At 71.7% G+C, this 24,312-nt stretch carries 27 protein-coding genes and 1 tRNA gene; 16 read left to right on the forward strand and 12 right to left on the reverse strand.

Translation table 11 applies throughout. The annotated features are described in order from the left end of the window. Nucleotides 1-46: 46 nt before the first annotated feature. Entirely contained in the window at nucleotides 47-1,648 is a 1,602-nt protein-coding gene (locus AB0F82_RS28225) for a beta-N-acetylhexosaminidase (protein ID WP_362632381.1), read from the reverse strand. A gap of 51 nt (nucleotides 1,649-1,699) precedes the next feature. Here AB0F82_RS28225 and AB0F82_RS28230 point away from each other — a divergent pair, with 51 nt between their 5' ends. The 3 genes from AB0F82_RS28230 (at nucleotide 1,700) to glmS (ending at nucleotide 4,849) form a co-directional block, all read left to right on the forward strand. Next, nucleotides 1,700-2,587, forward strand: coding sequence for a DUF4429 domain-containing protein (locus AB0F82_RS28230; RefSeq protein WP_362632383.1), 888 nt, complete (start codon nucleotides 1,700-1,702; stop codon nucleotides 2,585-2,587). Between the two features lie 97 nt (nucleotides 2,588-2,684). Then, complete coding sequence (locus AB0F82_RS28235) at nucleotides 2,685-2,960, forward strand: hypothetical protein (protein WP_030025937.1); 276 nt, start codon at nucleotides 2,685-2,687, stop codon at nucleotides 2,958-2,960. A gap of 71 nt (nucleotides 2,961-3,031) precedes the next feature. Next, the gene (gene glmS / locus AB0F82_RS28240; protein ID WP_356813116.1) at nucleotides 3,032-4,849 is read left to right on the forward strand and encodes a glutamine--fructose-6-phosphate transaminase (isomerizing); all 1,818 of its coding nucleotides are present in this window, start codon (nucleotides 3,032-3,034) and stop codon (nucleotides 4,847-4,849) included. Nucleotides 4,850-4,919: 70 nt separating this feature from the next. Here the strand turns inward: glmS and AB0F82_RS28245 are convergent, their stop codons facing one another. Continuing rightward, nucleotides 4,920-5,489 (reverse strand): acetate uptake transporter, encoded by a 570-nt coding sequence (locus AB0F82_RS28245; protein ID WP_362632386.1) that lies wholly within the window; start codon nucleotides 5,487-5,489, stop codon nucleotides 4,920-4,922. A gap of 98 nt (nucleotides 5,490-5,587) precedes the next feature. Further along, the gene (locus tag AB0F82_RS28250) at nucleotides 5,588-6,121 is read right to left on the reverse strand and encodes a universal stress protein (RefSeq protein ID WP_030655530.1); all 534 of its coding nucleotides are present in this window, start codon (nucleotides 6,119-6,121) and stop codon (nucleotides 5,588-5,590) included. A 322-nt stretch (nucleotides 6,122-6,443) separates the two neighbouring features. Between AB0F82_RS28250 and AB0F82_RS28255 the strand changes: the two genes are divergently transcribed. The 4 genes from AB0F82_RS28255 to AB0F82_RS28270 all read left to right on the forward strand — a co-directional run bounded on the left by AB0F82_RS28255 (nucleotide 6,444) and on the right by AB0F82_RS28270 (nucleotide 9,303). Further along, nucleotides 6,444-6,869, forward strand: coding sequence for a hypothetical protein (locus tag AB0F82_RS28255; protein ID WP_362632388.1), 426 nt, complete (start codon nucleotides 6,444-6,446; stop codon nucleotides 6,867-6,869). Between the two features lie 376 nt (nucleotides 6,870-7,245). Continuing rightward, complete coding sequence (locus AB0F82_RS28260) at nucleotides 7,246-8,418, forward strand: helix-turn-helix domain-containing protein (RefSeq protein WP_362632390.1); 1,173 nt, start codon at nucleotides 7,246-7,248, stop codon at nucleotides 8,416-8,418. Nucleotides 8,419-8,522: 104 nt separating this feature from the next. Further along, nucleotides 8,523-9,125, forward strand: coding sequence for an oligoribonuclease (gene orn / locus AB0F82_RS28265; RefSeq protein ID WP_356813120.1), 603 nt, complete (start codon nucleotides 8,523-8,525; stop codon nucleotides 9,123-9,125). 105 nt (nucleotides 9,126-9,230) lie between these two features. Further along, nucleotides 9,231-9,303, forward strand: a tRNA-His gene (locus AB0F82_RS28270). A gap of 65 nt (nucleotides 9,304-9,368) precedes the next feature. Here AB0F82_RS28270 and AB0F82_RS28275 read toward each other — a convergent pair. Continuing rightward, the gene (locus tag AB0F82_RS28275; RefSeq protein ID WP_356813121.1) at nucleotides 9,369-10,412 is read right to left on the reverse strand and encodes a LacI family DNA-binding transcriptional regulator; all 1,044 of its coding nucleotides are present in this window, start codon (nucleotides 10,410-10,412) and stop codon (nucleotides 9,369-9,371) included. Between the two features lie 104 nt (nucleotides 10,413-10,516). Here AB0F82_RS28275 and AB0F82_RS28280 point away from each other — a divergent pair, with 104 nt between their 5' ends. From AB0F82_RS28280 to AB0F82_RS28295, 4 genes are read left to right on the forward strand one after another with little or no spacing between them, the layout of a single operon-like run. Continuing rightward, the gene (locus tag AB0F82_RS28280) at nucleotides 10,517-11,866 is read left to right on the forward strand and encodes an ABC transporter substrate-binding protein (protein ID WP_362632393.1); all 1,350 of its coding nucleotides are present in this window, start codon (nucleotides 10,517-10,519) and stop codon (nucleotides 11,864-11,866) included. Between the two features lie 7 nt (nucleotides 11,867-11,873). Next, the gene (locus AB0F82_RS28285) at nucleotides 11,874-12,869 is read left to right on the forward strand and encodes a carbohydrate ABC transporter permease (protein ID WP_390076988.1); all 996 of its coding nucleotides are present in this window, start codon (nucleotides 11,874-11,876) and stop codon (nucleotides 12,867-12,869) included. Beyond that, the gene (locus tag AB0F82_RS28290; RefSeq protein ID WP_326477211.1) at nucleotides 12,866-13,690 is read left to right on the forward strand and encodes a carbohydrate ABC transporter permease; all 825 of its coding nucleotides are present in this window, start codon (nucleotides 12,866-12,868) and stop codon (nucleotides 13,688-13,690) included. Before AB0F82_RS28285 ends, AB0F82_RS28290 begins: the two co-directional genes overlap by 4 nt. Next, nucleotides 13,687-15,099, forward strand: a complete 1,413-nt coding sequence (locus AB0F82_RS28295; protein ID WP_362632396.1) for a GH1 family beta-glucosidase — start codon at nucleotides 13,687-13,689, stop codon at nucleotides 15,097-15,099. Before AB0F82_RS28290 ends, AB0F82_RS28295 begins: the two co-directional genes overlap by 4 nt. 2 nt (nucleotides 15,100-15,101) lie before the next feature. Here the strand turns inward: AB0F82_RS28295 and AB0F82_RS28300 are convergent, their stop codons facing one another. Then, nucleotides 15,102-15,920 (reverse strand): NAD(P)H-binding protein, encoded by an 819-nt coding sequence (locus AB0F82_RS28300; protein ID WP_362632398.1) that lies wholly within the window; start codon nucleotides 15,918-15,920, stop codon nucleotides 15,102-15,104. 118 nt (nucleotides 15,921-16,038) lie between these two features. Here AB0F82_RS28300 and AB0F82_RS28305 point away from each other — a divergent pair, with 118 nt between their 5' ends. The 4 genes from AB0F82_RS28305 (at nucleotide 16,039) to AB0F82_RS28320 (ending at nucleotide 18,340) form a co-directional block, all read left to right on the forward strand. Beyond that, nucleotides 16,039-16,539 (forward strand): MarR family winged helix-turn-helix transcriptional regulator, encoded by a 501-nt coding sequence (locus AB0F82_RS28305; protein ID WP_362632400.1) that lies wholly within the window; start codon nucleotides 16,039-16,041, stop codon nucleotides 16,537-16,539. Between the two features lie 688 nt (nucleotides 16,540-17,227). After that, nucleotides 17,228-17,566, forward strand: coding sequence for a hypothetical protein (locus AB0F82_RS28310; protein ID WP_362632402.1), 339 nt, complete (start codon nucleotides 17,228-17,230; stop codon nucleotides 17,564-17,566). 222 nt (nucleotides 17,567-17,788) lie between these two features. After that, nucleotides 17,789-18,148, forward strand: coding sequence for a hypothetical protein (locus tag AB0F82_RS28315; protein ID WP_362632404.1), 360 nt, complete (start codon nucleotides 17,789-17,791; stop codon nucleotides 18,146-18,148). A gap of 12 nt (nucleotides 18,149-18,160) precedes the next feature. After that, nucleotides 18,161-18,340: a hypothetical protein gene (locus AB0F82_RS28320; protein ID WP_362632406.1), complete on the forward strand. Its 180-nt coding sequence runs from the start codon at nucleotides 18,161-18,163 to the stop codon at nucleotides 18,338-18,340. Nucleotides 18,341-18,504: 164 nt separating this feature from the next. On the opposite strand, the gene AB0F82_RS28325 is transcribed toward AB0F82_RS28320, so the two are convergent. The 6 genes from AB0F82_RS28325 to AB0F82_RS28350 form a co-directional block, all read right to left on the reverse strand. Further along, a complete protein-coding gene (locus AB0F82_RS28325) occupies nucleotides 18,505-18,804 on the reverse strand; it encodes a hypothetical protein (protein WP_356813131.1) in 300 nt (99 codons plus the stop codon). 104 nt (nucleotides 18,805-18,908) lie between these two features. After that, on the reverse strand, nucleotides 18,909-19,571 hold the full coding sequence (locus AB0F82_RS28330; RefSeq protein ID WP_356813132.1) for an NADPH-dependent F420 reductase: 663 nt from the start codon (nucleotides 19,569-19,571) through the stop codon (nucleotides 18,909-18,911). Nucleotides 19,572-19,773: 202 nt separating this feature from the next. After that, nucleotides 19,774-20,424 carry a disulfide bond formation protein B gene (locus AB0F82_RS28335; RefSeq protein WP_362632408.1) on the reverse strand — a complete coding sequence of 217 codons (651 nt, stop codon included), beginning with the start codon at nucleotides 20,422-20,424 and terminating at the stop codon, nucleotides 19,774-19,776. A gap of 2 nt (nucleotides 20,425-20,426) precedes the next feature. Beyond that, nucleotides 20,427-20,591: a DUF5993 family protein gene (locus tag AB0F82_RS28340; RefSeq protein WP_362632410.1), complete on the reverse strand. Its 165-nt coding sequence runs from the start codon at nucleotides 20,589-20,591 to the stop codon at nucleotides 20,427-20,429. Nucleotides 20,592-20,643: 52 nt separating this feature from the next. Next, nucleotides 20,644-22,050, reverse strand: a complete 1,407-nt coding sequence (locus AB0F82_RS28345; protein WP_362632412.1) for a sensor histidine kinase — start codon at nucleotides 22,048-22,050, stop codon at nucleotides 20,644-20,646. Nucleotides 22,051-22,057: 7 nt separating this feature from the next. Continuing rightward, entirely contained in the window at nucleotides 22,058-22,747 is a 690-nt protein-coding gene (locus tag AB0F82_RS28350; RefSeq protein WP_030655573.1) for a response regulator transcription factor, read from the reverse strand. A gap of 79 nt (nucleotides 22,748-22,826) precedes the next feature. Here AB0F82_RS28350 and AB0F82_RS28355 point away from each other — a divergent pair, with 79 nt between their 5' ends. Beyond that, nucleotides 22,827-23,375, forward strand: coding sequence for a hypothetical protein (locus tag AB0F82_RS28355; RefSeq protein ID WP_362632415.1), 549 nt, complete (start codon nucleotides 22,827-22,829; stop codon nucleotides 23,373-23,375). Between the two features lie 51 nt (nucleotides 23,376-23,426). Here AB0F82_RS28355 and AB0F82_RS28360 read toward each other — a convergent pair whose 3' ends face one another. Beyond that, a complete protein-coding gene (locus tag AB0F82_RS28360; RefSeq protein WP_436842173.1) occupies nucleotides 23,427-24,308 on the reverse strand; it encodes a spermidine synthase in 882 nt (293 codons plus the stop codon). Nucleotides 24,309-24,312 lie beyond the last annotated feature (4 nt).

Genomic DNA, 24,312 nt, shown 5'->3' on the forward strand with positions numbered 1-24,312 from the left:
CGCCCTCGCCCCGTCCGCGCGGGGACCTTCCGCGAGGACCTTGCGCTCACCGCACCCACGGAACGTCCGGGGCCCGGAAGTAGCCGATGTCCTGCGCGTCCAGGCGGGGAGCCTGGGCCGCCAGGCGGCGGCTGTACGAGGTCCAGTCGAGGGCGGCCGCCGGGGACCAGCCCAGCTCCGCCAGGCCCAGCACCCGCGGGAACGCCATCAGCTCCCACTCCGCCCGCGTCGCGACGTTCTCCGTCCACAGCGGGGCCTCCACCCCGAGCACCGCGGACTCCGGCACCCCGGCCAGGTAGGCCCCCGGGTTCCAGGAGTAGGACCGCGCCACCGGGACGTGGCCCGCCCACGCCAGGCCCGGCTTCGTCGCCGCCTCGTACTTCATGTCCAGATACACCCGGTCCGCCGGGGACAGGATCAGCGGGTGCCCGGCCTTCGCGGCCGCCGCCACGGCCGACCGGTCCGCGGCGGAGGTCTTGTCGTGGCCCCAGTACTGGAGCACCGCGCCGGCCGCCGGCCGGGCCGACGCCAGCTGGTGCCAAGCCACCACCGTCTTCCCGTGGCGGCCCACCACCTCCTGCGCCCGGTCCATGAAGGCCGCGTAGTCCGCCGCCGGCGTCGCGTGCGCCTCGTCGCCGCCGATGTGCAGGTAGCGGCCGGGCGTCAGCGCGGCCAGCTCCCCGAGCACCTCGTCGACGAACTCGTACGTCCGCTCCTTGCCGACGCACAGGGAGCTGAAGCCGACCTTGGTCCCGGTGTACCGCCGGGGGGCCTTCCCGTCGCAGTTCAGCTCGGCGTAGGAGGCCAGCGCCGCGTTCGTGTGCCCCGGCATGTCGATCTCCGGGACGACGTCCACGTACCGCTCGCCCGCGTAGGCCACCAGCTCGCGGTACTCGTCCTTCGTCCAGTGCCCGCCGGGCCCGCCGCCGACCTCGCTCGCGCCGCCGTACTGCGCCAGCCGCGGCCAGGAGTCGATCGCCAGGCGCCAGCCCTGGTCGTCGGTGAGGTGCACGTGCAGCGTGTTGACCTTGTACTGGGCGAGCTGGTCCACGTACCTCTTCACCTGTTCCACCGTGAAGAAGTGCCGTGCGATGTCGACCATCGCGCCGCGGTAGGCGAACCGCGGCCGGTCGGAGACCGTGCCGCCCGGTACCGTCCCGGGCCCGGCCACCGGCACCAGCTGACGCAGGGTCTGGGCCGCCCGGAACAGGCCCGCCGGAGTCCGTGCGACGAGGTCGACGCCGCTGGGCCCGGACTCCAGCCGGTAGCCCTCGTCGCCCAGCTCGTCCGCCTCCCCGCCCCGCCCGTCGATCCTGAGCCGGATCCCGTCGCCCCTCGCCCCGTCGACTACCGGCAGCGGCAGACCGCTCGGCCCGCGCAGCTGCTCCGCGAGGAGCTCTCCCACCCGGCGGACCTCCCGGCGGGCCTCCTCGCCCGCGCCCGGCCCCGTACGGATGACCGTCCCGGGCCCGAAGGCGTAGCCGGGGCCCTCGGCGCGCGCGGAGAGCGGGGCCGGCAGGAGCCGTTCGAAGGGGGCGAGGGCCGCGGGCGGGTCGTCGCCGGCGCTCGCGTCGTCGCCGTGGGCGACGGTGCAGGAGACGGCCCCGAGGACGAGGAGGGTGCCGAGCGCGCGTCGCAGGACTCTCATGTGCCAGGTATAGGCCAACTGGCCCGTCCTGCGCGGTGGGAGAATCGCCGAATGGCGGAAATCATCCAGAAGGACGGAACCTGGACGTTCGACGGCGACGCGGTGCGCATCGTGCCCGGCCGCGACAAGGGGGTGGGCCTGCTGCGGCAGACCCTGGGCGAAGTCGTCGTGCCGTTGCGCGCGCTCGCGGGGATCAGTTACGAGCCGGGCCGCAAGGCGGGACGGCTGCGCCTGCGGCTGCGGGAGGGGGCCGACCCGCTGACCCAGGTGACGGGCGGACGGCTGCCGGAGGCCTCCGACCCCTACCGGCTGAGCGTGGAGCCGGACCGGACGGGGGTCGCGGAGTACTTCGTGGACGAGGTGCGCAACGCCCTGTTGCTGGAGCAGGTGGATCCGGGTCCGTCGGAGACCTATCTGCTGCCCGGCCCCAGCGTGCCGATAGCGGTGGGCGCGGGCGACGGGACCGTCACCTTCGACGGCGACCGGGTCGCGCTGGAGTGGAACTGGACGACCGAGGAGGCCAAGCGCTCCGGGGGGCCGCGCGAGTTCCGGATCACGGACCTGCGGACGGTGGAGTGGGCCCCGGCCAAGGGGCTCGAGAACGGCTGGCTCCGCTTCGGTCTGGCGGGCGCCCCGCAGTCGGCCGCGCCCAAGTACGACCCGCACACGGTGGAGCTGTTCGGTTTCAAGAAGGACCCGCTGATGGCGCTGGTCGCCGCGGCGGTGGCGCTGCGGCTGCCGCACCCGGCGGCGCCGGCGCAGGACCGGGCCGTCGAGGACGCCCCGCCGAAGGAGCTCGCCGCGCCGGCCGCCGGCGTCGCGGAGGACCACGACGCCCTGCTGCGGCGGTTGCGGGAGCTGGGGGAGCTGCACCAGACGGGGGTGCTGACGGCCGACGAGTTCACGGCTGCCAAGCAGGCCGTTTTGCGTAGATTCTGACCGGATGCATCCATTCCGCTGGTCCAGACCAGGAAGATCCTGCCCGGAATCGGGCAGGATCTTTGCGTTGGACGGCTGGAGCAGTCAATATCTACGGGTGCTCGACCGCCGCCCGTCCTATGACGATCTCGTCGAACACCTGGTGCGCAGCACCTCGCTGCAGCGGGGCGAAGCGGCCCGGGTGGTCCTCGACGTGCTCGCCTACTTCGACGAGACGACGGAGGACTTCGTCCGCCGCCGCCACCGCGAACTGCAGGCCGGCGGAGCCGTGAACGCGGAGATCTTCGAGCGGATCGCGGCGGAGCTGCCGCACCGCGCCGTGGCACCCCCGGAGCTCTCGCTCCGGCAGCTGCGCCGCATCGTCTACGGCTGACCGGCCGCGGCCGGCGCGGCCGCGGGCGGGTGACGGGTACACGAACCGAACTTCAGGAGGGGCAAAACCGTATGTGCGGAATCGTCGGTTACATCGGCAAGCGTGACGTGGCACCGCTGCTGCTGGAGGGCCTGCAGCGGCTGGAGTACCGCGGATACGACTCCGCGGGCATCGTCGTGAACAGCCCGAAGGCCCCCGCCCTGAAGGCGGTCAAGGCCAAGGGCCGGGTCCGCGAGCTGGAGTCCCGCGTCCCCAAGCGCTTCGCCGGCACCACCGGCATCGCCCACACCCGCTGGGCCACGCACGGCGCCCCGAGCGACGTGAACTCGCACCCGCACCTGGACCCCGAGAACAAGGTCGCCGTCGTCCACAACGGCATCGTCGACAACGCCTCCGAGCTGCGCGCGAAGCTGGAGGCCGAGGGCGTGGTCTTCGCCTCCGAGACCGACACCGAGGTGATCACCCACCTGATCGCCCGCTCCCAGGCCGACACCCTCGAGGAGAAGGTCCGCGAGGCGCTCAAGGTCATCGAGGGCACCTACGGCATCGCCGTGATGCACGCCGACTTCGCCGACCGCATCGTGGTCGCCCGCAACGGCTCTCCGGTCATCCTCGGCATCGGCGAGAAGGAGATGCTCGTCGCCTCCGACGTCGCCGCGCTGATCGCCCACACCCGCCAGGTCGTCACCCTCAACGACGGCGAGATGGCCACCCTGAAGGCCGACGACTTCCGCACCTACACCACCAGCGGGACCACCACGACCGCCACGCCCGAGACCGTGGAGTGGGAGGCCGCCTCCTACGACATGGGCGGCCACGACACGTACATGCACAAGGAGATCTCCGAGCAGCCCGACGCGGTCGACCGCGTGCTGCGCGGCCGGATCGACGACCGTTTCAACACGGTCCACCTGGGCGGCCTGAACCTGGACCCGCGCGAGGCGCGCGGCATCCGCCGCGTCAAGATCCTCGGCTGCGGCACCTCGTACCACGCGGGCCTGATCGGCGCCGGCCTCATCGAGGGCATGGCCCGCATCCCCGCGGACGCCGAGCCGGCCTCCGAGTTCCGCTACCGCAACCCGGTAGTGGACCCCGACACCCTGTACATCGCGGTCTCCCAGTCGGGTGAGACCTACGACGTGCTCGCGGCGGTGCAGGAGCTCAAGCGCAAGGGCGCCCGCGTCCTCGGCGTCGTCAACGTGGTCGGCTCCGCGATCGCCCGCGAGGCCGACGGCGGCGTGTACGTGCACGCCGGCCCCGAGGTCTGCGTCGTCTCCACCAAGTGCTTCACCAACACGGTCGTGGCCTTCGCGCTGCTCGCCGTGCACCTGGGCCGCATCCGGGACCTGTCGGTCACCGACGGCAAGCGGATCATCGAGGGCCTGCGCAAGCTGCCCGAGCAGATCCAGGAGATCCTCGACGGCGAAGAGGACATCAAGAAGCTCGCGGCCGAGTTCGCCGAGGCCAAGTCGATGATGTTCATCGGCCGGGTGCGCGGTTACCCGGTGGCGCTGGAGGCCTCCCTCAAGCTGAAGGAGATCTCCTACATCCACGCCGAGGCCTACCCGGCCTCCGAGCTCAAGCACGGCCCGCTGGCCCTGATCGAGCCCTCGCTGCCGACGGTCGCGATCGTCCCGGACGATGACCTGCTGGAGAAGAACCGCGCGGCGCTGGAGGAGATCAAGGCCCGCAGCGGCCGGATCCTCGCCGTCGCCCACCGCGAGCAGGAGAAGGCGGACCACACCATCGTGGTCCCGAAGAACGAGGACGAGCTGGACCCGATCCTCATGGGCATCCCGCTCCAGCTGCTGGCGTACCACACGGCGCTGGCCATGGGCCGGGACATCGACAAGCCGCGCAACCTGGCGAAGTCGGTCACCGTCGAGTAGCAGCCCCGGCCGTCACCGGACACGGGAGAGCCCCCGTGCGCACCGCGCACGGGGGCTCTCCGCGTGCCGGTCAGCTCGCGGCGACCGCGCCGCTGCGCCGGGCCTTGCCGACGGCCATCGGCCAGTGGGCCAGGGCCGCGGTGGCCCCGTACCAGGCCAGCAGTCCGCAGACGGCGGCGACCCAGCCGCCCGCCTTGGCCAGAGCCCCGCTGTCCATGAAGGAGGCTACGGCCAGCAGGACGAGGGAAAGGGTCAGCAGGGCGTAGACGCCCTGGCTGAACAGGCCGCTCGCGGCGGCGACCGTGAGGGTCAGCGCGAGCATGGCGAACAGGACAAGAAACGTTCCGGCGGCCTCGTCGGAGACCGAACCGCCGGCCCCCTTGGCCCACGTGAACCAGAAGATGCCGAGGCCCGCGAACGCGGTGCCCTCGAATCCGTTGCCGCCGCGGTACTCCAGGAGGCCGAGGAGGAAGAGGGCGGCGCCGCCGACGTACATCGCGAGCGACACGGAGCCGGCAGCGGACACGCCGTCGATGACGCCGGTGTGGCCGATACCGAATGCGAGAAGGGTCAGACCCAGGGCGATGTTCCCGAGGGTCGAAGTCGAGGCCGTGCTTCCCGCAGAGACACCATTGTCCACGGCGGGCTCCCTTCGATCTGCAGTTGTTTGCTGCGTCCCAGCAGCACTTATCTACCCTTTACACGGGGGCACAACCGCACAATCGCCTTAACAGACGGTCACGGAATGACAACAACGGGTCGCTGCGCCCGCTTGGCGAGGCGGCCGGCCACCGAGCCGAAGATGCGGCCGACGATCCCGTGCGTGGAGCCGACCACGATGGCGTCGGCCGAATACTCCCGGCCGACCTCCTCCAGCTCGTGGCAGATGTCACCGCCGCGCTCGACCAGGATCCACGGCACTTCCGCCAGGTAGTCGGCGCACGCGAGCTCCAGCCCGAGCACCTCGGTGCGGTGGTCCGGGACGTCGACGAAGACGGGCGGCTCACAGCCGGCCCACACGGTGGTGGGCAGCCGGTTGGCGACATGGACGATGATCAGACCTGATCCGGAGCGGCGGGCCATCCCGATCGCATAGGCGAGCGCGCGCTCACTGGAGGTGGATCCGTCGAATCCCACAACGACGCCGTGCCGGAAGGCCGGGTCGCAGGGCGAGCGTGTCTGTTCCACCGCGCGCAGCTCGGCGGCCGACGCGGGGTCGGCGAGCCGTTTGCGCTTGCGGTCCGCGGGTTCGGAGAATTCGTGACCGGCCATGGGTGTCTCGGCGAAGAGGTCCTTGGAGGAAGGAACAGGGGCGATGTCGGCGACGCAGTGTGACGGAGCTCTGTCCGGGAAGCATCTTCCCAAGCCCATACCCCCCAGGGTACGGCGACACTCCTGTCCTGCACAGGGCTTGCCGCACTTGGAGAGCGTCCCAGGGAGCATGCCGGAGCGAGCGCGCCTTGGCAATGGCCGCTGTCCCCTACAGCCAGTGACGGAACGGGGAGTTGCCACCCGTGCGCGCAGTGACCGAGCCCCGCCGGGCGGCGTTGGACATGCGTCCGACCGTTCAGGAAGAGCCCGCAGGGAGTACGCCGTGCCCGGCCATCCGGTTGACCCCGATCAGCCAGCTCAGCCGACCCAGTCCGTCCACTTCCCCGACCCGAGCGCGCACTTCGCCGCTTCTGCGCGCCAGCCGCTTCACCCGTCCGTGCAGCCTTCCGGCCGCCCGCACGACGATCCCGCGGGTGACGTCGTGCGCTGGGCCGCCTTCAGCTGCCTGCTCGTCCCGGTGGTCCTCGTCGTCTACGGAACCTCCCTGGGCGGCGCCGCGGTGGCCACCCTCGGCCTGTTCGTCGTCACGGCCGCCTGCCTGGTCCTCCTTCGGCACTCGGAGCGGGCCGCGGCCCGCGTCCGCACGGAAGAGCGGCCCGCGCCCGCACACCGCCGGCGGCACTCACGCGGTGGCACCCCGGGCCGCCGGGGCTGCCGCACCTCCGACTCCGCGCCCCCGCACGACTGACTCATTCGCACACCCACACCCGCTCGTTTTCAGCCAACTTCCCGGCAGGGCGCCTTCCTTGCCGGAATGTCCCCCCGACCCCCCCACCACCAGCGACGACATTCACCGGGGGGCGTTTTGGCCCTACAGGTACTGGCCACAGCCGCGATCCGCGCTTCCCACCCGGGTAGCGGAGTGGAACGCTTCCTGATCGAATGCTTTTCGCCAAGTTGAGAAGTCGACATAGCGCTGCGTGCTGAACTTGTCACGCCGACACCACGGGACGCAGTAGATTCGATCATGTATTTACGGCGGGGGATCCACGTGCAAGGCCGAGGGGAAACGTGCAGGTGCGACCAGACCAAGGAGTCGCGACACCCAAGGGGGGCTTAGCGCCATGAGCCAGGATTCCACCGCCGTCGTCGCAGACGCCGGCCGGAAGCTCGCGGGGCGTCGCCGCAGGGAGATCGTCGCGGTGCTGCTCTTCAGCGGCGGACCGATCTTCGAGAGCTCCATTCCACTATCCGTGTTCGGCATTGACCGGCAGGACGCGGGAGTTCCACGCTATCGACTGCTCGTGTGCGCCGGTGAGGACGGTCCGCTCAGGACCACCGGCGGACTCGAACTGACCGCGCCGTACGGGTTGGAGGCGATCGCCCGGGCAGGCACGGTCGTCGTTCCCGCCTGGCGCTCCATCACTTCACCGCCGCCTCCGGAGGCGCTCGACGCACTGCGTCTGGCGCACGAGGAGGGGGCCCGGATCGTCGGACTGTGCACCGGGGCCTTCGTGCTCGCGGCCGCAGGCCTGCTGGACGGCCGGCCCGCGACGACGCACTGGATGTACGCGCCGACGCTGGCCAAGCGCTACCCGTCCGTCCACGTCGACCCGCGCGAACTGTTCGTCGACGACGGCGATGTGCTCACGTCCGCGGGCACGGCGGCCGGAATCGACCTGTGCCTGCACATCGTGCGCACCGACCACGGCAGCGAGGCGGCCGGGGCCCTGGCCCGCAGGCTCGTCGTGCCGCCGCGCCGCACGGGCGGCCAGGAGCGCTACCTCGACCGGTCGCTGCCGGAGGAGATCGGCGCCGACCCGCTGGCCGAGGTCGTCGCCTGGGCGCTGGAACACCTCCACGAGCAGTTCGACGTGGAGACCCTCGCCGCCCGCGCCTACATGAGCAGGCGCACCTTCGACCGGCGGTTCCGTTCGCTCACCGGCAGCGCGCCGCTCCAGTGGCTGATCACGCAGCGGGTGCTCCAGGCCCAGCGGCTGCTGGAGACCTCCGACTACTCGGTCGACGAGGTCGCCGGACGCTGCGGGTTCCGCTCGCCGGTCGCCCTGCGCGGTCACTTCCGGCGGCAGCTGGGGTCCTCCCCGGCCGCGTACCGCTCCGCCTACCGGGCACGCCGCCCGCAGGCCGACGTGGCGCAGGTCTCGGAGATCTCGAGCGGGCCGGTTCCGCACCAGCGCACTCCGCAGCCCCACCGGGCGGCGGCGGCCCTGGCCGCGGCGGGTCCCACGGTGACGGAGCTGTACGCCCCTGGCAGGGTCCTGCGGGAACACGCGTAATCCCACAACGGGTACGGCAGCGAAGGTCCTCCGTCGGTCACCGCCGACGGGGGACCTTCCGCATGTGCGGTCCGCTCCGCAAGGGACCGCATAAGGTGGGACACATGAACGATCGCATGGTGTGGATCGACTGCGAGATGACCGGGCTCTCGTTGACGGACGACGCACTTATCGAGGTGGCCGCACTGGTCACCGACTCGGAGCTCAACGTGCTCGGCGAGGGCGTGGACATCGTGATCCGCCCGCCGGACGCCGCGCTGGAGACCATGCCCGACGTGGTGCGCGCGATGCACACCGCCTCCGGCCTGCTCGACGAGCTGGCCGGCGGGACGACCCTCGCGGACGCCGAGGCGCAGGTCCTGGCGTACGTGCGGGAGCACGTGAAGGAACCGCGCAAGGCGCCGCTCTGCGGGAACTCGGTCGGCACCGACCGCGGCTTCCTGCTGCGCGACATGGCCGCGCTGGAGAGCTACCTGCACTACCGGATCGTGGACGTGTCCTCGGTCAAGGAGCTGGCACGCCGCTGGTACCCGCGGGCGTACTTCAACAGTCCCCCGAAGAACGGCAACCACCGGGCGCTGGCGGACATCAAGGACTCCATCACCGAGCTGCGCTACTACCGGGAGGCGGTCTTCGTGCCGCAGCCCGGGCCCGACTCCGACACGGCGCGCAGCATCGCGGCCAAGCACACGGCGCCGGGCGCGTAGCCCCCTGCGCGGGCCCTCCGGAGAGGGGTGCCGGAAAAGGGTGGAGCGAGCACCCTCCCGGACCCTGTACCCTTTTCTTCGGCCGGTCGGTTTCGACCGGACATGGTGGGTGTAGCTCAGTTGGTAGAGCACCTGGTTGTGGTCCAGGTGGCCGCGGGTTCAAGTCCCGTCACTCACCCTGCGGGAAGGCCCCGGTACGCGGAAGCGGACCGGGGCCTTCTGCATGTCCCGGGCCCGAGGAGGTCAGGACGACTCCCGGACCACCAGTCTGTTCGGCAGGACGACCGCCGGCCCGCCCGTGCTCCCGCTGCTCCCCCCTCTTCCCGCGACGCGCTCCAGCAGCATCCTCGCCATGGTCCGGCCCATCTCCTCGATGGGCTGGCGGACGCTGGTCAGCGGCGGGTCCATGTGCCGGGCCACCACCGAGTCGTCGAAGCCGACCAGTGCCACGTCCTGCGGGATGCGGCGCCCGGCGGCACGCAGCTCCCGCCGGGCGCCGGCCGCCATCACGTCCGAGGAGGCGAAGACCGCGTCGAGCGAGGGGCTGCGTTCCAGCAGCTCGCGCATGGCCCGGCGGCCGCCCTCCTCGGTGAAGTCGGCGACCGCGACCAGCCGCTCGTCGACGGGCCGGCCGGCGGCGGCCAGGGCCTGCCGGTAGCCGTCTAGCCGGCAGTGAGCCCCGTACACGTCCAGCGGGCCGGTGATCGTGGCGATCGTACGGCGGCCCCGGTCGAGCAGGTGGCGCACCGCCTCGGCGGCGCCCGCCAGGTTGTCGGAGTCCACGCAGGGCAGCGTCTCGGCGGCGGAGCGGCGGCCGCTGATCACCGTCGGGATGCCCAGCTCGGCCAGCAGCTCCGGGAGCGGGTCCCCGGCGTGGACGGAGACCAGCAGCACGCCGTCGACGCGGTGCCCGGAGAGGTACTGCGCGAGGCGGCGGCGCTCACGGTCGCTGCCGGCCAGGGTGAGGACGAGCTGGATGTCGGTCTCCGCGAGGGCGGCCCCGACACCCCGGACCACTTCGGAGAAGTACGGCTCGGCGAAGAACCGTGCCTCGGGCTCGGGGATCACGAGGGCGATGGCGTCGTTGCGGTTGGCCGCGAGGGCACGGGCCGCGCGGTTCGGCACGTACCCCAGCTCGGTCACGGCCGCCTCGACGGCGGCCCTCGTCTGCTCGCTGACCTTGGAGGACCCGTTGATGACCCGGGACACCGTGCCGCGCCCGACTCCGGCGCGCACCGCGACCTCTTCCAGGGTCGGCCGTCCCCCGCTGCGCCCGTTCCCGTTCATGGCTTCCTCCCGGTTGTGAATCTACCCCTTGACTAGTGTGGGAGCGCTCCCACACTGTGTCACACGACACCCCCACGTTGTCGCCCACCCTTCAGGGAGGAACCATGCGAGCCCAACCCCCGGCCCGAGCACGGGCCCGGAGAACCCTCGTCACGGCGGTCGCCTCGATGGGCGCCGCCGCGCTGCTGCTCGGAGGATGCGCGCAGGACCCCGAAACGGACCCGAAGTCGGGCTCCTCGGCCGACCGAAAGGGAGGGACCACCCTGACCGTCGGCGTCTTCGGGGCCTTCGGCCTCCAGGAGGCCGGGCTCTACGACGAGTACATGGCGCAGAACCCGGGGATCCGCATCGAGCAGACCTCCATCGAGCGCAACGAGAACTACTACCCCCAGCTCCTCACGCACCTGGGGACGGGCAGCGGGCTCGCCGACATCCAGGCCGTCGAGGTCAACAACATCGCCGAGATCACCGCGACCCAGTCCGACAAGCTGGTGGACCTGGGCAAGGCGCCCGGCGTGGACAAGGCCGCTTACCTGCCGTGGAAGTGGGCGCAGGGCACGGCGCCCGCGGCGAAGGGCGGGGCCACCGTCGGCCTCGGCACCGACATAGGCCCGCAGGGCATCTGCTACCGCAAGGACCTGTTCGAGGCGGCCGGGCTGCCCTCGGACCGGGAGGCGGTCGGCGCGCTGTGGGCGGGCGACTGGAACAAGTACCTGGAGACGGGCAAGGCGTACAAGGCGAAGGCCGGTGACGGCAAGGCCTTCGTGGACTCGGCGTCGGGGGTCATGGCCGCGGTGACGGGCAGCAGCGCCCAGCGGTTCTACGACGAGCAGGGCAAGGTCGTCTACAAGACGAACCCGGCGGTGCGCGGGGCCTTCGACCTGGCGGCGTCCTTCGCCACCGAGGGGCTCAGCGCCAAGCTCCAGCAGTTCACCCCCGGCTGGGACCAGGGCTTCGCCAACGGCGCCTTCGCAACGGTCTCCTGCCCGGCCTGGATGCTCGGCTACATCCAGGACAAGGCGGGTCCGTCGGGCAAGGACAAGTGGGACGTGGCGCAGGCGCCGAAGCCCAGCAACTGGGGCGGTTCCTTCCTGGTGGTCCCGAAGGCCGGCAAGCACGCCGAGGAGGCCGCGAAGCTGGCGGCCTGGCTGACGGCTCCGGAGCAGCAGGCGAAGCTCTTCGAGAAGCGGGGCAGCTTCCCGAGCGCGAGCGCCGCGTACAAGCTGCCGGCGGTGTCGGGGGCGAAGCACGAGTACTTCGGCGGGGCCCCGATCGGTGAGATCTTCTCGAAGGCGGCCCAGGGGGTGCCGGTGACGGTGGTCGGCCCGAAGGACCTCGTGATCGCGCAGAACCTGGCGGACATCGGGATGCTGCAGGTCGACCAGAAGGGCCGCAGCCCGCAGGAGGGCTGGGAGGCCGCGGTGAAGGCCATCGACAACGCCCTGGACCAGTGAGGCGCCGGTGACGGACGAGACGGCACTCCTGTCCCCCTCCGCCGCCGCCCCGGAACGGCCGGCGGCGGAGGGGGGCGGCCGGGGCCGGCCGGGCCAGGTGTGGCGCTCGCGCCGCTACCGCTGGGACCTGCGCTGGAGCCCGTACGCCTTCGTGGCACCCTTCTTCCTCTTCTTCGCAGTCTTCGGGTTGTTCCCGCTGCTGTACACGGGCTGGGCGGCGTTGCACCAGGTGGAGCTGACCGATCCGGACAGCATGACGTGGGTGGGGCTGCGCAACTTCACCCGGCTGTGGGACGACGAGTTCTTCTGGAACGCGCTGCGCAACACCGTCACCATCGGCCTGCTCTCGACGGTGCCGCAGCTGGCGATCGCGCTGGGCGTGGCCCATCTGCTCAACTACCGGCTGCGGGGCTCGGCGTTCTTCCGGGTCGCCGTGCTCACTCCGTACGCCACCTCGGTGGCGGCGGCCACCCTCGTCTTCGTGCTGCTCTTCGGCCGGGACTACGGGATGATCAACTGGGTGCTCTCGGCGGCCGGTTTCGGGGCGGTGGACTGGCAGAACGGCACCTTCGCCTCCCAGCTGGCGGTGTCCACCATCGTGATCTGGCGGTGGACGGGCTACAACGCGCTGATCTACCTGGCGGCCATGCAGGCCGTGCCGGGTGAGCTGTACGAGTCGGCCGCGCTGGACGGGGCCTCGCGCTGGCAGCAGTTCCTGCACGTCACCGTGCCCTCGCTGCGGCCGACGATCCTCTTCACCTGTGTGGTGTCGACGATCGGGGCGACCCAGCTGTTCGGTGAGCCGCTGCTGTTCAACGGTGGGGCGGGCGCGACGGGCGGCTCGGACCACCAGTTCCAGACGCTCGGGCTGTACCTGTACGAGCAGGGCTGGGTGAACCTGCACCTGGGGCGGGCCTCGGCGATCGCCTGGGCGATGTTCCTGATCCTGCTGCTGATCGCCGGAGCAGCGCGGCTGCTGCGCGGACGGGGGGACTCGCGATGAGAACGCTGCGCGCGGGCCGGCTCACCTATGTGGTGCTCGGCCTCTTCACCGCCGGTTCGCTCTTCCCGCTCCTGTGGACGGCGATCGCGGCCTCGCGCACCAACACGCGGCTGGCCCAGACCCCGCCGCCGTTCTGGTTCGGCGGGAACCTGGGACGCAACCTGCAGATCGCCTGGACCGACGCCAACATGGGCACGGCCCTGCTGAACACGGTGATCGTGGCGGGCACGGTCACCGTCGGGACGGTCCTGTTCTCCACGCTGGCCGGCTTCGCCTTCGCCAAACTCCGCTTCCGCGGACGCCGGATGCTGATGGCTCTGGTGGTGGGGACGATGCTGATCCCGCCGCAGCTGAGCGTGGTGCCGCTGTACATGCTGATCGCGAAGCTGTCGTGGACCGACCGGCTCCAGGCGGTGGTGCTGCCGTCCCTGGTGTGCGCCTTCGGGGTGTTCTTCATGCGCCAGTACCTGGTGCACGCGCTGCCGACGGAACTGGTGGAGGCGGCCCGCACGGACGGGGCGAGCTCCCTGCGGGTCATGTGGCACGTGGTCTTCCCGGCGGCCCGGCCGGCTATGGCGGTGCTGGGGATGCTGACCTTCGTCATGTCCTGGAACGACTTCTTCTGGCCGATCGTCGCGCTGACCCAGAACGGCAGCCCGACGGTACAGGTGGCCCTGACCGGGCTGGGCCGGGGTTACATCCCCGACCAGTCCGTGATCATGGCGGGTGCGCTGCTGGGCACGCTCCCGCTGCTGCTGGTGTTCCTCGTCTTCGGCCGCCAGATCGTCGGCGGCATCATGCAGGGAGCTGTAAAGGGATGACTGACACCCCGACACACGCGACGGGCACGTCGCACACGCCGACCGGGTCGCACGCGCCGAAGGCGACGGATCAGGCCGGGGAACTCCGCTTCCCCGACGGGTTCCTGTGGGGCACGGCCACGGCGGCCTTCCAGATCGAGGGCGCGGCCGCCCTGCGCGGCCCGTCCATCTGGGACACCTTCTGCCGCACCCCGGGCAAGGTGTACGGCGGCCACACCGGCGACGTCGCGGTCGACCACCACCGGCTGTGGCGCGAGGACGTCGCGCTCATGGCCGAACTGGGCCTGGGCGCCTATCGGTTCTCGGTGTCCTGGCCGCGCGTCCTCGCCGGCGGGATCGGCTTCTACGACGCGCTGGTCGACGAGCTGCTCTCCCACGGCATCCAGCCCTGCGTGACCCTCTACCACTGGGACCTCCCGCAGGAGCTGGAGGACGCCGGCGGCTGGCCGGAGCGGGAGACCGCCTACGCCTTCGCCCAGTACGCCGGGCAGGTCGCGGAGGCTCTCGCCGACCGTGTGGAGCTCTGGACCACCCTCAACGAGCCCTGGTGCAGCGCCTTCCTCGGCTACGCCTCCGGCGTGCACGCCCCCGGCCGCACCTCGCCCGCCGACTCGCTGCGCGCCGCCCACCACCTCAACCTGGCCCACGGCCTGGCCGCGACGGCCCTGCCGGCCCGTACCCGGGTCGGTATCGCGCTCAACCCCAGCGCGGTACGGCCGCTGACCGACTCGGCGGCCGACCTGGACGCGGCCCGCCGTATCGACGCGCTCGCCAACCGGATCTTCACCGGCCCCCTGCTGCACGGCGCCTACCCGCAGGACCTGCTCGCGGACACCGCCGCCCTGACGGACTGGTCGTTCGTCCGCACCGGCGACGAGGCGCTGATCCGCCAGCCGCTGGACTTCCTCGGCGTGAACTACTACACCCCGGCGGTGGTGTCGGCGGCCCCGGACGGGAACGGCCCGCGCGCCGACGGCCACGGCGCCACCTCCCACTCCCCCTGGCCCGCCGCGGACGCGGTGGCCTTCCACCAGCCCCCGGGCGAACAGACCGACATGGGCTGGTCGATCGACCCGACCGGCCTGTACGACCTGTTGATGCGCTTCACCCGCGAGGCACCCGGCCTGCCGCTGATGGTCACCGAGAACGGCGCGGCCTACGCCCCCGACCTGCACGACCCGCAGCGCATCGCCTACCTGGAGACCCACCTCGCCGCCATCCACCGCGCGCTGGCGGACGGCGCCCCCGTGGGCGGCTACTACCTCTGGTCGCTGCTGGACAACTTCGAGTGGTCCTACGGATACAGCAAGCGCTTCGGCATCGTGCACGTCGACTACGACACCCAGGTCCGCACGCTGCGCTCCAGCGCCCACTGGTACGCCCGCCTGGCCCGCAAGGGGGCCATGTAGCGTCACGCGAAGACGTCGGCGTGGTCCTCGGCCCAGGTCCTGAACGTGCGGGCCGGGTGGCCTGTGAGCTGCTCGACGGCGCCGGTGATCTCGACCGGGAGTCCGTCGGCGGACGCCCAGTACTCCAGGAGCGCGTCGGCGTAGGGGCCGGGGATGTAGCCGTCCACCTCGGCCTTCCACTGCTCGGCCGAGACGGCCTCGAAGGGTATGGACCGGCCGAGGACTTCGCCGAGTATCGAGATCTGGGCCGCGAAAGTCAGCGACTGCGGGCCGGTCAGCGTGTACGCGCGGCCGGCCAGGGCCGGGTCGGTGAGGACCGCGAGGGCCGATTCGGCGAGGTCGGCCTCGTGCACGGGGTCGCAGTAGGCGCCGGGGTAGGGCAGTCGGACCGGCCGGCCCGACTTCAGCGACCAGGCCCAGCCTCGGGCGTTGCTTGCGAAGGACCCCGGCCGCAGCAGTGTGGTGCGCAGCGGGGAGGCCGAGAGGGCCTGCTCGACGACGAGGTGGGAGGCCGACAGCGGGCTGTCGGCGGCGTGCGGAGCGAGTACCGAGGAAGAGGACAGGAGCACGACGTGCTCCACTCCTGCCGTGACGGCCTCCTTGACGAAGGCTTCGATGCCGGACGCCTCGGCGTAGAGGAAGACGGAACGGGTGCCGGCGAGGGCGCCGGGAAACGTCGCCGGATCGGTGAGGTCGCAGTGGACCGCACCGGGGGTGTCCCTCTCACGGGAGCCCAGGCGGTACGGGACGCCGCGAGCGGCGAGCAGGCCGCCGAGACCGCGGGCGACGGCGCCGCGGCCGCCGGTCACAAGAATGGACATGACTGGTTCCTCTTTCTGGAGTGGTGGTGCTGAGTGACGCTAGGATGGTTACTCGACACAGATTCTGCATTACACATCCTCTGCGTCACACAGATAAATCTGGAGCACGGAGAATCCGATGTCAACCAATTCCCCTCGTACGGGTGATGAGTGGACCCGCGCCGAGCTGCTCGCGCGCATCGTCACCGAGAGCCAGCGGCACTACGCCGACTACTCCCTCTTCAATCAGGCCATGGCCGACTCGGTCGGCCTGCATCCCACCGACATGCAGTGCGTCGCCCTCCTCGACATGGAGCCCGGCCCCGTCAGCACCGGCGACATCGCCCGCCTCACCGGCCTGACCTCGGGCTCGGCCACCCGCCTCGTCGACCGGATGGTCAAAGCGGGCATCGTCGAACGGCAGGCCGACCCGAACGACCGCCGCCGCTCCCTCGTCGCCCTCTCCCCCGAGGCACGCCGGCGCATCGGCGCGGCGTGGGACACCCCGGGCCGCGCCTTCGGCGCCGTACTGGAGAGCTACTCCGACTCCGAACTCGCCGTCATCGCCGACTACCTGCACCGCGCCGCCGAAGTGGGACGGACCCAGGCCAAGCGCCTGACCTCGGGCGAGCCGGGCTGACCGCCGGGCCGCGGGAGGGCTTTCGCAGGGCTCCACCTCTACGGTTCCTCGCCCGGCTCCCCGCAGCGCCGCCGCCCCGTCGGAACGCTCCTGCTCATCACCGGACGGGACGGCATCGGCGCCGCGGGCCCCGTTGCCGCCGCGCTCCGGCTCGGCCAGGCCCTCGGCGGCCCCGTCATCGGCCGGCTCGCCGACCTGCGCGGGCACCGCCCCGTACTGCTCCTCGCCTGCGCCGCGAACGCCGCCGTCCTCCTCGCCCTCGTCGCGGCCGTCCTCGGCGGGCTGCCGCCAGCCGCCGTCCGGCTCTCGCCGCCGCGGCCGGTCTCACCGTCCCGCAGGTCGGGCGCTCGCCAGGGGCACGCTGGGCACGGCTCGCCGGCGGGGACCAAGGCGGTGCTCGGCTCGCCCCCTGTTCGCGGTGCACCCGACCGCTCCCGGCCCGGCCGCCGGGCCCCCGGACACGCGCGCCGGCGTACGGCTGCGGCCCTCCGGGCTGGCACCGCTGTTCACGATGGCCGTGCCGCAGGGGGCCGCGTGGGGCCGCGTGGAGCGGGGACAACACGGGCGTCAACTCGCCGCGTCGCTGGGCGAGCGCGGCGCGTCCGGGCTCGTCCGGGCCGCCATGGCCGTGACCAGCTCGATCGTCGTTTCATCACGGTCACCCGGCCCGGCTCGGCGGACCTGAGCCGTGCGGTTGCGGTGGACGATCGCCCTCCAGGCGCTGCTCACCCTGCCGTTGCTCGCGGTGTCCGGCCTGTGGGCGGCCGCGTTCGCCGTCGCGGGCATCGGCCTGGCCGCGGCCCCGCACCTGACGGCGCTGTTCGGGCTGGTGGAACGGTCCTGCCCGGCGGAGCGGATGGGCGAGGCCATGACCGTGATCTGCAGCGGCCGCATCCTCGGCCAGGCCCTGGCCGCGGCCCTTGCGGGCCCCCTGGCGGCCGCCCACGGCCACCGGGCCGCCCTCGCGGTCTCCTGCAGCGCGGTCACCGCCTCCGCGACCCTCGCCCCGGCGAGGCGGACACGATAACCCCGTACCGAAGTTCGGGTCCTCATGAATAGCATCAAGCCACATCACGCAGGATTGGCGAAAATTCACTCAAGGCCACTCGAACCATTCAGTGGATCAAGCTCAGGCTTTCCTCAAATGGGGTTCTCCACAACGAGGCGGAGGGGTACATTCACCTTGACCTAAGGCGCGGATCCTGACCAGTTCCGCGCCAAAGCATTGACGAATCGGGGAAATTTAAAAATGAAGAACGTCGCTTCGGGTGTCCTGTCGGTAGCCATTGCCGCCAGCGTCATCATGGCCGGCGGGGTAGGTGTCGCACACGCCGACTCCGGCCCGCGTCCCGTGGTCCAGTCCGCGCAGGTGAACCCTCTCGAAGAGGCCCGTTCCATGTGCATCATGTCCAAGAGCAAGCGGGACTGCGAGTACCTGATGACCCACACCAAGATGAACGACATGGTGAGGGAGTGCCTGGTCAAGGGCGCCATCGGCGGAGCAGGCGCCCTGATCATCGGGCGCTTCGTGAGCAAGGACGTCGCAAGGGACATAGCCGCCAAGACCGTTGTCGCAGGGGCCACTGGCTGCCTCGCGGCGCTCGCCTAAGACAGGAACGCCATGGCCAAGATTGCATTCACTCTCGTGTGGGGCGTCGTTCTCGTCACGACCAACCGGGTCCTTCAGGACACCACGTGGGCGCAATACGCAGCGACATTCATCTTGGGCGGAGCCTATGCATTGGCTCTCAGCAAGCTGAAATTCCTCCAAGGAGGAAGCGTTCCCGAGGAGCCGAAGTGACTGTTATTCTTGGCCAGCTCTTATAAAGCGTGACAGAAATCCTCGGCCTCAATTCCTAAATGGCCGGACTTCACGTCGCCAGACAGTCTGCAGTCCCCGCCGCGCGAAAGCGGCGGGGACTGCAGCGTAAGGTCCGGCGCGTCGAACCACTGGCTCGACGCCGCCTACGGCGAGGACTGCATCGCCGCCAGGCCCTTCGCCAGGTCCTCGGCGTTCATGACCGGGGCGACCTCGACCTCGGCGTTGAACTCCAGGAACAAGTCCTCCATCAGCGACGGCATCAGCGAGCTGTCCTGGAGGTCGAAGACGATCCAGCAGGAGCGCACGCCCTCGTGCAAACCGAAGTAGGCCGCCTCCGGCTTCACCCGCTGCATCAGCTGCTGGATGGCCTGGGGCAGGCCGCCGGTCCTGATGGACTCGTTGGTGGCGACCGTGTCCATGTGCGCCCTGAGCATGACCCTCATGCGTGGCTCCTTCCCTCACGCCCACACTCGGCGCGGGCCGGGGGCGCGGCAACATTTGCGCCCCCGTACGGGCCGTGCGGTCGGTCCCGGCTGCGCCCCGCCCGTCAGGCGCCCTGGATGTGGAAGTTGAAGTCCGTGTGGCCGAGCGCGCCCATCAGGCGGAGCCAGACCGGCAGCAGCATCTCCGTGCCCCGGGCCGTCTCGATGCCGCCGAGGTCGAGGACGCTCCCCTCCGGCCACCCGAAGGAGTACAGCAGCTCACGCACCACCTTCTTGGCGTCCGCGTCCTCCCCCGAGACGAACACGTGGTGCTCGCCGGCGATCCGCGCCGGGTCCACCATGATCTGGCAGTTCATCGTGTTCAGCGTCTTGACCACCCGCAGACCCGGGAACCTCCGCTGGATCAGCTCGCCCAAGCTGTCGTCGTCCACCGGGTCCAGGCCCGGCGGGAAGCCGCCGGAGAAGTCCAGCGGGTTCGCGATGTCGATGAGGATCCTGCCGTCCAGGTGCGCGGCGTCCGCCTCCGTCAGCGCCGCGACGCTGACCTTCCCGCCGGTGGCGTTGACCAGGACCTCGCCCTCCCGCGCGGCCTCCGCGAAGCCGGCCAGCCCGATCTCCGGGTGGACCTCCTGCCAGTCCGAGTACTCGGCGCGGCCGAGGGTGGCGTCGGGGTCCCGGGTCCCGATGACGACCTGGTGGCCCAGGGAGTCGAGCCGGGCGGCCACCGTACGGCCAACGATCCCGGTGCCGAGGACTGCGTAGCGCATCTGCTGCTTCCTTCCGGTCGGTACGGGGGCCCGGGCGGGCATCGCTGGGCCCTAATCCCCGGCGGGCGCACGACGACGGCCACGGCGCCCCGCCGCGTTGGCGGAACGCCCGGATACGGCCCCGTGTCAGGACGCTCCTCCGCCTCGCGGTGCACCGCGTCCGACGCCGCGCGCCGAGCCACCGGGGATTACGGGACAGGCCTCAGCCCGGCATCCCGATTTCGTCGAAGAACCGGTACCGGTCCGGGTGTTCGGGGAGGAACCAGTGATAACCCTCCTCCAGGAAGACGACCACCATGTTCACGGCGATGACGACGCCCAGGAACCACAGCGCGAACAGCCCCGCCGTCCGCAGCAGCCCCGGCCCGGTCGCCGGGACGCTGCGGTCCGCCGTCGTGTGCGCGGTGGCCAGGACGATGCCGATGACGAGCACCGAGGCCTGGAAGAGGATCAGGGCCCACACGTACAGGTGCAGGCCGAGCACCTCGCTCCCGTACCCCTTGGCACCAGGCAGGATGTGCAGCGTCGTCTGCCGCCAGGACGCGAAGGAGCCTCCGGCCGCCGCGACCAGCGCCAGGCCCCAGCCCGTCATGTAGTGGCGGCCCGTCACCGAGCCGCGCAGCAGCCCCGTCCGGACGATGTACGCCGCTCCCATCGCCGCCAGCAGCATGAACATCCGCTGCACGACGCAGAGCGGGCACGGGTGCTCCCACGCCCTGAACTGCTGGAAGAGGCCGACGCAGACCACACCCGTCCAGCCGATGGCGAAGAGGCAGGCGAACCAGTACTGGACCTTGCCCGGCGGCGCGGCGTCGGGCGCGGTCTCCGGGATGAGGCTCTCGATCGCGGCCATGGTCAGTAGCTCAGCGTCAGGGCCAGGCTGCTGGTGGTGTGGTGCGCCATCAGCAGGAAGACGGCGATGAGCATGAGCCACCACGCCCCGAGCACGACCATCCGGGACGTCTCCCGGTACATGGCGATCAGCGTGGCGAGGAGCCCGCCGAAGATGAGGGTGTCCATGCCGCGGACCGTACCGAGACGAGGACATCCCGCCTGCTAGGCGCGCCCCCGGTCACGGCGTGGCGCGCCCCCGGTTACGTCGGTTGCCGCGTCGGCCTCGGCCGGTCCGCCCCGCGCCGGGGCCGCCCGCGCTCCGGCCGTCCAGGCCGATCCACACCCGGACCTCGGTGCCGCCGAGGATCGAACGCCCCAGCCGTACGTCGCCCCCGGTCGACTCCGCGACCCGGCGCACGATGTCCAGGCCGAGGCCCGTGGACCCGTCCCGGCCGCCGTCGTTGCCGCGGCGCAGGGCGGCGTCGGGGTCGGAGATGCCGGGGCCCGCGTCGGAGACGAGCACGATCACCGCGTCGCCCGCGTCGTGGACGTCCACCGCGAAGGGGGTGCCCTCGGGGGTGTGCCGGAAGACGTTGCCGAGCATGGCGTCGAGGGCGGCGGCCAGTTCGGGCCGCGCCACGGGGATCCGTACCGTACGGTCCACCCCCGCCAGCCGCACCTCGCGGCCTTCGTCCTCCGCGAGCGCCGACCAGAAGTCCATCCGGTCGCGGATCACCTCGGAGGCGTCGCATCCCGCACCCGCACCCGCTCCGACCAGGCCGGTGGCCGGTCGCTGCTCCCGGGCCGTGCGGATGATCGTGTCGACCTCGCGTTCCAGCTGCTCCACCGCCGCCCGGGTCTGCTCGGCGGCCGGGCCGTCCCCGAGTGAGGCCGTGTTGAGCCGCAGTACGGTCAGCGGGGTGCGCAGCCGGTGCGACAGGTCGGCGGCCAGTTCGCGTTCGTTGGCGAGCAGCTCGACGACCTGGTCGGCCATCGCGTTGAACGCGAGGGCCGCCGAGCGCAGTTCCTTCGGTCCGGCCTCGGGCACCCGCGCCCCGAGCCGTCCCTCACCGAGCTGGTGCGCGGCGTCCGCGAGCCGCTCGGCCGGCCGGACCAGCCGGGCGCCGAGCCGGTCGGCGACCGCGACCGAGCCGACGATCAGGGCCAGTCCGACGCCCGCGAGGACCAGCCAGGCCGTGGCGACGCCGTTGCTGACCTCGCTCTCCGGTACGAAGATCTCCACCACGGCGATGTCGCCGGAGCCCAGTGCGGTCGGCTGGAGCAGCGCGGAGCCTCCGCCGGACACCTTGGCCGTCGTGGCCCGCCCCATCCGACGGGTCTCCGCGACGGCGCGCTCGCCGGCCCGGCCCTCGCCGATGTTCACGGGGACGCTGTCGCCGATCGCGGGTACGTGTACGGCCATCCGCCGGGCGGCGCCCATCTGCGTGGACTCCACCGCCTTGCGCAGCTGCACCGGGTCGGTGGTGATCGACAGGGTCGGCCCGATGCTGGCGGCCTGCCGCTCGGCGTTGGAGAACGCCCGGTCGCTGGCCATCTCCTGGACGACGAGCCCGAGCGGTACGGCGAAGGCCACCACCACCATGGCCGTGACGGCGAGGCACACCTTGACCAGGGCCCATCTCACCGCGGCATCACTGCGGTGGCTCCAACTTCACGCCGACCCCGCGCAGGGTGTGCAGGTACCGCGGCCGGGCGGCGGTCTCGCCGAGCTTGCGGCGCAACCAGGACAGGTGGACGTCGATGGTCTGGTCGTCCCCGTACGACTGCTGCCAGACCTCGGCGAGCAGTTCGCGCCGGGCCACGACCACGCCCGGCCGGCCGGCGAGGAAGGCCAGCAGGTCGAACTCGCGGCGGGTGAGGTCCAGTACCGCCCCGTCGAGTTCGGCCTGGCGGCGCAGCGGGTCGATGGCGAGGCCGCCGACGCGCAGGACGCGCGAGGGCGGTTCGGCCCCGGCGGCGGCCCGGGCGCGGCGCAGGACGGCGGCCATCCGGGCGGAGAGGTGTTCGACGGAGAAGGGCTTGGTCAGGTAGTCGTCGGCGCCGTCGTTGAGCAGCCGGACGATCTCCGCCTCGTCGTCGCGCGCGGTGGCGATGATCACGGGGACGTCGGTGATGCCGCGCAGCATCTTGAGCGCCTCGGATCCGTCCAGGTCGGGCAGGCCGAGGTCGAGGATGACCACGTCGAAGCGGTGGTGCGCGACCTCGCGCAGGGCCTCCAGGGCCGTACCGACGCTCCGCACGGTGTGCGAGGCCTCGGTCAGGTGCCGGATGAGGGCGGAACGTACGAACTGGTCGTCCTCGACCACGAGCACACTTGCCATGGCCCGCACCGTAGTCCATTCGGGCGACCCCACGGGGTGTCGGGCCACTCTTGTGACCCGTGGTGCAGTATGTGCCTTGATGCGAAGAGGACTTGTGCATGCCATGGCGTGGATGCTCGCGACCGGGGCGGCGGTGACGCTGTGCTGGTGGGGCGTCCACACCGTCATGTCGGGCACGGCCTACGATCCGCCGCTCGCGGTGCCCCTGGCCACCCAGCCGCTGTCCTCCTCGACCCGGGGCGCGCAGCCTCAGGGGTCGCCGTCGCCGTCGCCGTCCCCGTCCGCCTCGCCGTCGGAGTCACCCGGCCCGTCCGCGTCGCCGACCGCCGCAGCCTCCCCCGAGAGGCCGTCGCAGCCGCCCTCCGCCTCCCCGGACGGCCGGCAGCAGGCGGGTGGCCAGGACTCCGGGAAGGTACAGGCGTATCCGGTCTCCGGCGGCAGGGTCACCTTCTCCCTCGGCGGTTCCTCCGCCGAGCTGGTCTCGGCGACGCCGGCGGCCGGCTGGCGGATGCAGGTGTGGAAGCAGGACTTCTGGATCCGGGTCACCTTCACCCGGGACGGCCGTGAGGTGTCGGTGTTCTGCACCTGGCACGACCACCCGCCGATGGTCGAGATCGTCGACCCCTGAGGGGGGGCGGCGGAACGCCGTGAAGGACCGCACGATCCCTCATGACGGCTCCTACCGGAAAACGGAGGGCGGCGGCTGCGGCGAGGCCACCGCCGAGGCGTCGGCGACCGGAGCCGCGCCGCCCGCGAAGTCCGCCAGCGCCCGGCCGTGCTCGACCCGGCCCGGATGGGGGTCGCTCGCGACCCGGCGGGTGAAGTCCGCGACGGGCAGCTCCCGGTCGGCCGCCACCAGCACGGCATTGCCGAAACGCTTCCCCCGCCACACCACCGGATCCGCGGCCAGCGCCAGCTCCGTGAACCGGGACGCCGCCGTCGCGATCTGAGCGCGCAGGTGCGTCAGCGGCGGCCCGTCCGCGAGGTTCGCGACGTACCACCCGGTGGGCGCCAGCGCCCGGCGTACGTCGTCCAGGAACTCGGTGCTCGTCAGGTGCGCCGGGGTGCGCGCCCCGCTGAACACGTCCGCGATCACCAGGTCCGCCCAGCCGTCCGGCACCTTGGACAGACCGGCCCGCGCGTCCACCGCCCGGACCCGGACCCGCGCCTGCGGATCCAGCGGCAGGTGCTCCCGTACGAAGGCCACCAGGGCGGCGTCGATCTCCACGACCTGCTGGGCGGAGCGGGGGCGGGACGCGGCCGTGTACCGGGCGAGGGTGAAGGCGCCGCCTCCCAGGTGCACCACGTTCAGGGGCCTTCGGGCGGGCGCGACGAGATCGATGAGGTGGCCGATCCGCCGCTGGTAGGAGAAGTCCAGGTACGCGGGATCGCCCAGGTCGACGTGCGACTGCGGGGCGCCGTCGATCAGCAGGATCCAGGCGCCGGGGCGCTCGCGGTCCGGCTCCAGCTCCGCCCGACCGCCGTCCACCTGCCCGACGACCGCCTCCGCGCCGCCCCGCCCGCGCTGCCTGCCCTTGTTCCTGTCCTTGCCCGCCACCATCCCA

Origin of the sequence: Streptomyces virginiae, assembly GCF_040638905.1 — a bacterium.
GTDB classification, from domain to species: domain Bacteria; phylum Actinomycetota; class Actinomycetes; order Streptomycetales; family Streptomycetaceae; genus Streptomyces; species Streptomyces virginiae_B.

What these genes read in the sequence shown, in the direction of transcription:
- AB0F82_RS28225 (WP_362632381.1), bottom strand. Translation starts at nt 1,648, where the DNA reads ATGAGAGTCCTGCGACGCGCGCTCGGCACCCTCCTCGTCCTCGGGGCC.
- AB0F82_RS28230 (WP_362632383.1), top strand. Translation starts at nt 1,700, where the DNA reads ATGGCGGAAATCATCCAGAAGGACGGAACCTGGACGTTCGACGGCGAC.
- glmS (WP_356813116.1), top strand. Translation starts at nt 3,032, where the DNA reads ATGTGCGGAATCGTCGGTTACATCGGCAAGCGTGACGTGGCACCGCTG.
- AB0F82_RS28250 (WP_030655530.1), bottom strand. Translation starts at nt 6,121, where the DNA reads ATGGCCGGTCACGAATTCTCCGAACCCGCGGACCGCAAGCGCAAACGG.
- AB0F82_RS28260 (WP_362632390.1), top strand. Translation starts at nt 7,246, where the DNA reads ATGAGCCAGGATTCCACCGCCGTCGTCGCAGACGCCGGCCGGAAGCTC.
- orn (WP_356813120.1), top strand. Translation starts at nt 8,523, where the DNA reads ATGAACGATCGCATGGTGTGGATCGACTGCGAGATGACCGGGCTCTCG.
- AB0F82_RS28275 (WP_356813121.1), bottom strand. Translation starts at nt 10,412, where the DNA reads ATGAACGGGAACGGGCGCAGCGGGGGACGGCCGACCCTGGAAGAGGTC.
- AB0F82_RS28280 (WP_362632393.1), top strand. Translation starts at nt 10,517, where the DNA reads ATGCGAGCCCAACCCCCGGCCCGAGCACGGGCCCGGAGAACCCTCGTC.
- AB0F82_RS28290 (WP_326477211.1), top strand. Translation starts at nt 12,866, where the DNA reads ATGAGAACGCTGCGCGCGGGCCGGCTCACCTATGTGGTGCTCGGCCTC.
- AB0F82_RS28295 (WP_362632396.1), top strand. Translation starts at nt 13,687, where the DNA reads ATGACTGACACCCCGACACACGCGACGGGCACGTCGCACACGCCGACC.
- AB0F82_RS28300 (WP_362632398.1), bottom strand. Translation starts at nt 15,920, where the DNA reads ATGTCCATTCTTGTGACCGGCGGCCGCGGCGCCGTCGCCCGCGGTCTC.
- AB0F82_RS28305 (WP_362632400.1), top strand. Translation starts at nt 16,039, where the DNA reads ATGTCAACCAATTCCCCTCGTACGGGTGATGAGTGGACCCGCGCCGAG.
- AB0F82_RS28315 (WP_362632404.1), top strand. Translation starts at nt 17,789, where the DNA reads ATGAAGAACGTCGCTTCGGGTGTCCTGTCGGTAGCCATTGCCGCCAGC.
- AB0F82_RS28320 (WP_362632406.1), top strand. Translation starts at nt 18,161, where the DNA reads ATGGCCAAGATTGCATTCACTCTCGTGTGGGGCGTCGTTCTCGTCACG.
- AB0F82_RS28325 (WP_356813131.1), bottom strand. Translation starts at nt 18,804, where the DNA reads ATGAGGGTCATGCTCAGGGCGCACATGGACACGGTCGCCACCAACGAG.
- AB0F82_RS28330 (WP_356813132.1), bottom strand. Translation starts at nt 19,571, where the DNA reads ATGCGCTACGCAGTCCTCGGCACCGGGATCGTTGGCCGTACGGTGGCC.
- AB0F82_RS28335 (WP_362632408.1), bottom strand. Translation starts at nt 20,424, where the DNA reads ATGGCCGCGATCGAGAGCCTCATCCCGGAGACCGCGCCCGACGCCGCG.
- AB0F82_RS28340 (WP_362632410.1), bottom strand. Translation starts at nt 20,591, where the DNA reads ATGGACACCCTCATCTTCGGCGGGCTCCTCGCCACGCTGATCGCCATG.
- AB0F82_RS28350 (WP_030655573.1), bottom strand. Translation starts at nt 22,747, where the DNA reads ATGGCAAGTGTGCTCGTGGTCGAGGACGACCAGTTCGTACGTTCCGCC.
- AB0F82_RS28355 (WP_362632415.1), top strand. Translation starts at nt 22,827, where the DNA reads ATGCGAAGAGGACTTGTGCATGCCATGGCGTGGATGCTCGCGACCGGG.
- AB0F82_RS28360 (WP_436842173.1), bottom strand. Translation starts at nt 24,308, where the DNA reads ATGGTGGCGGGCAAGGACAGGAACAAGGGCAGGCAGCGCGGGCGGGGC.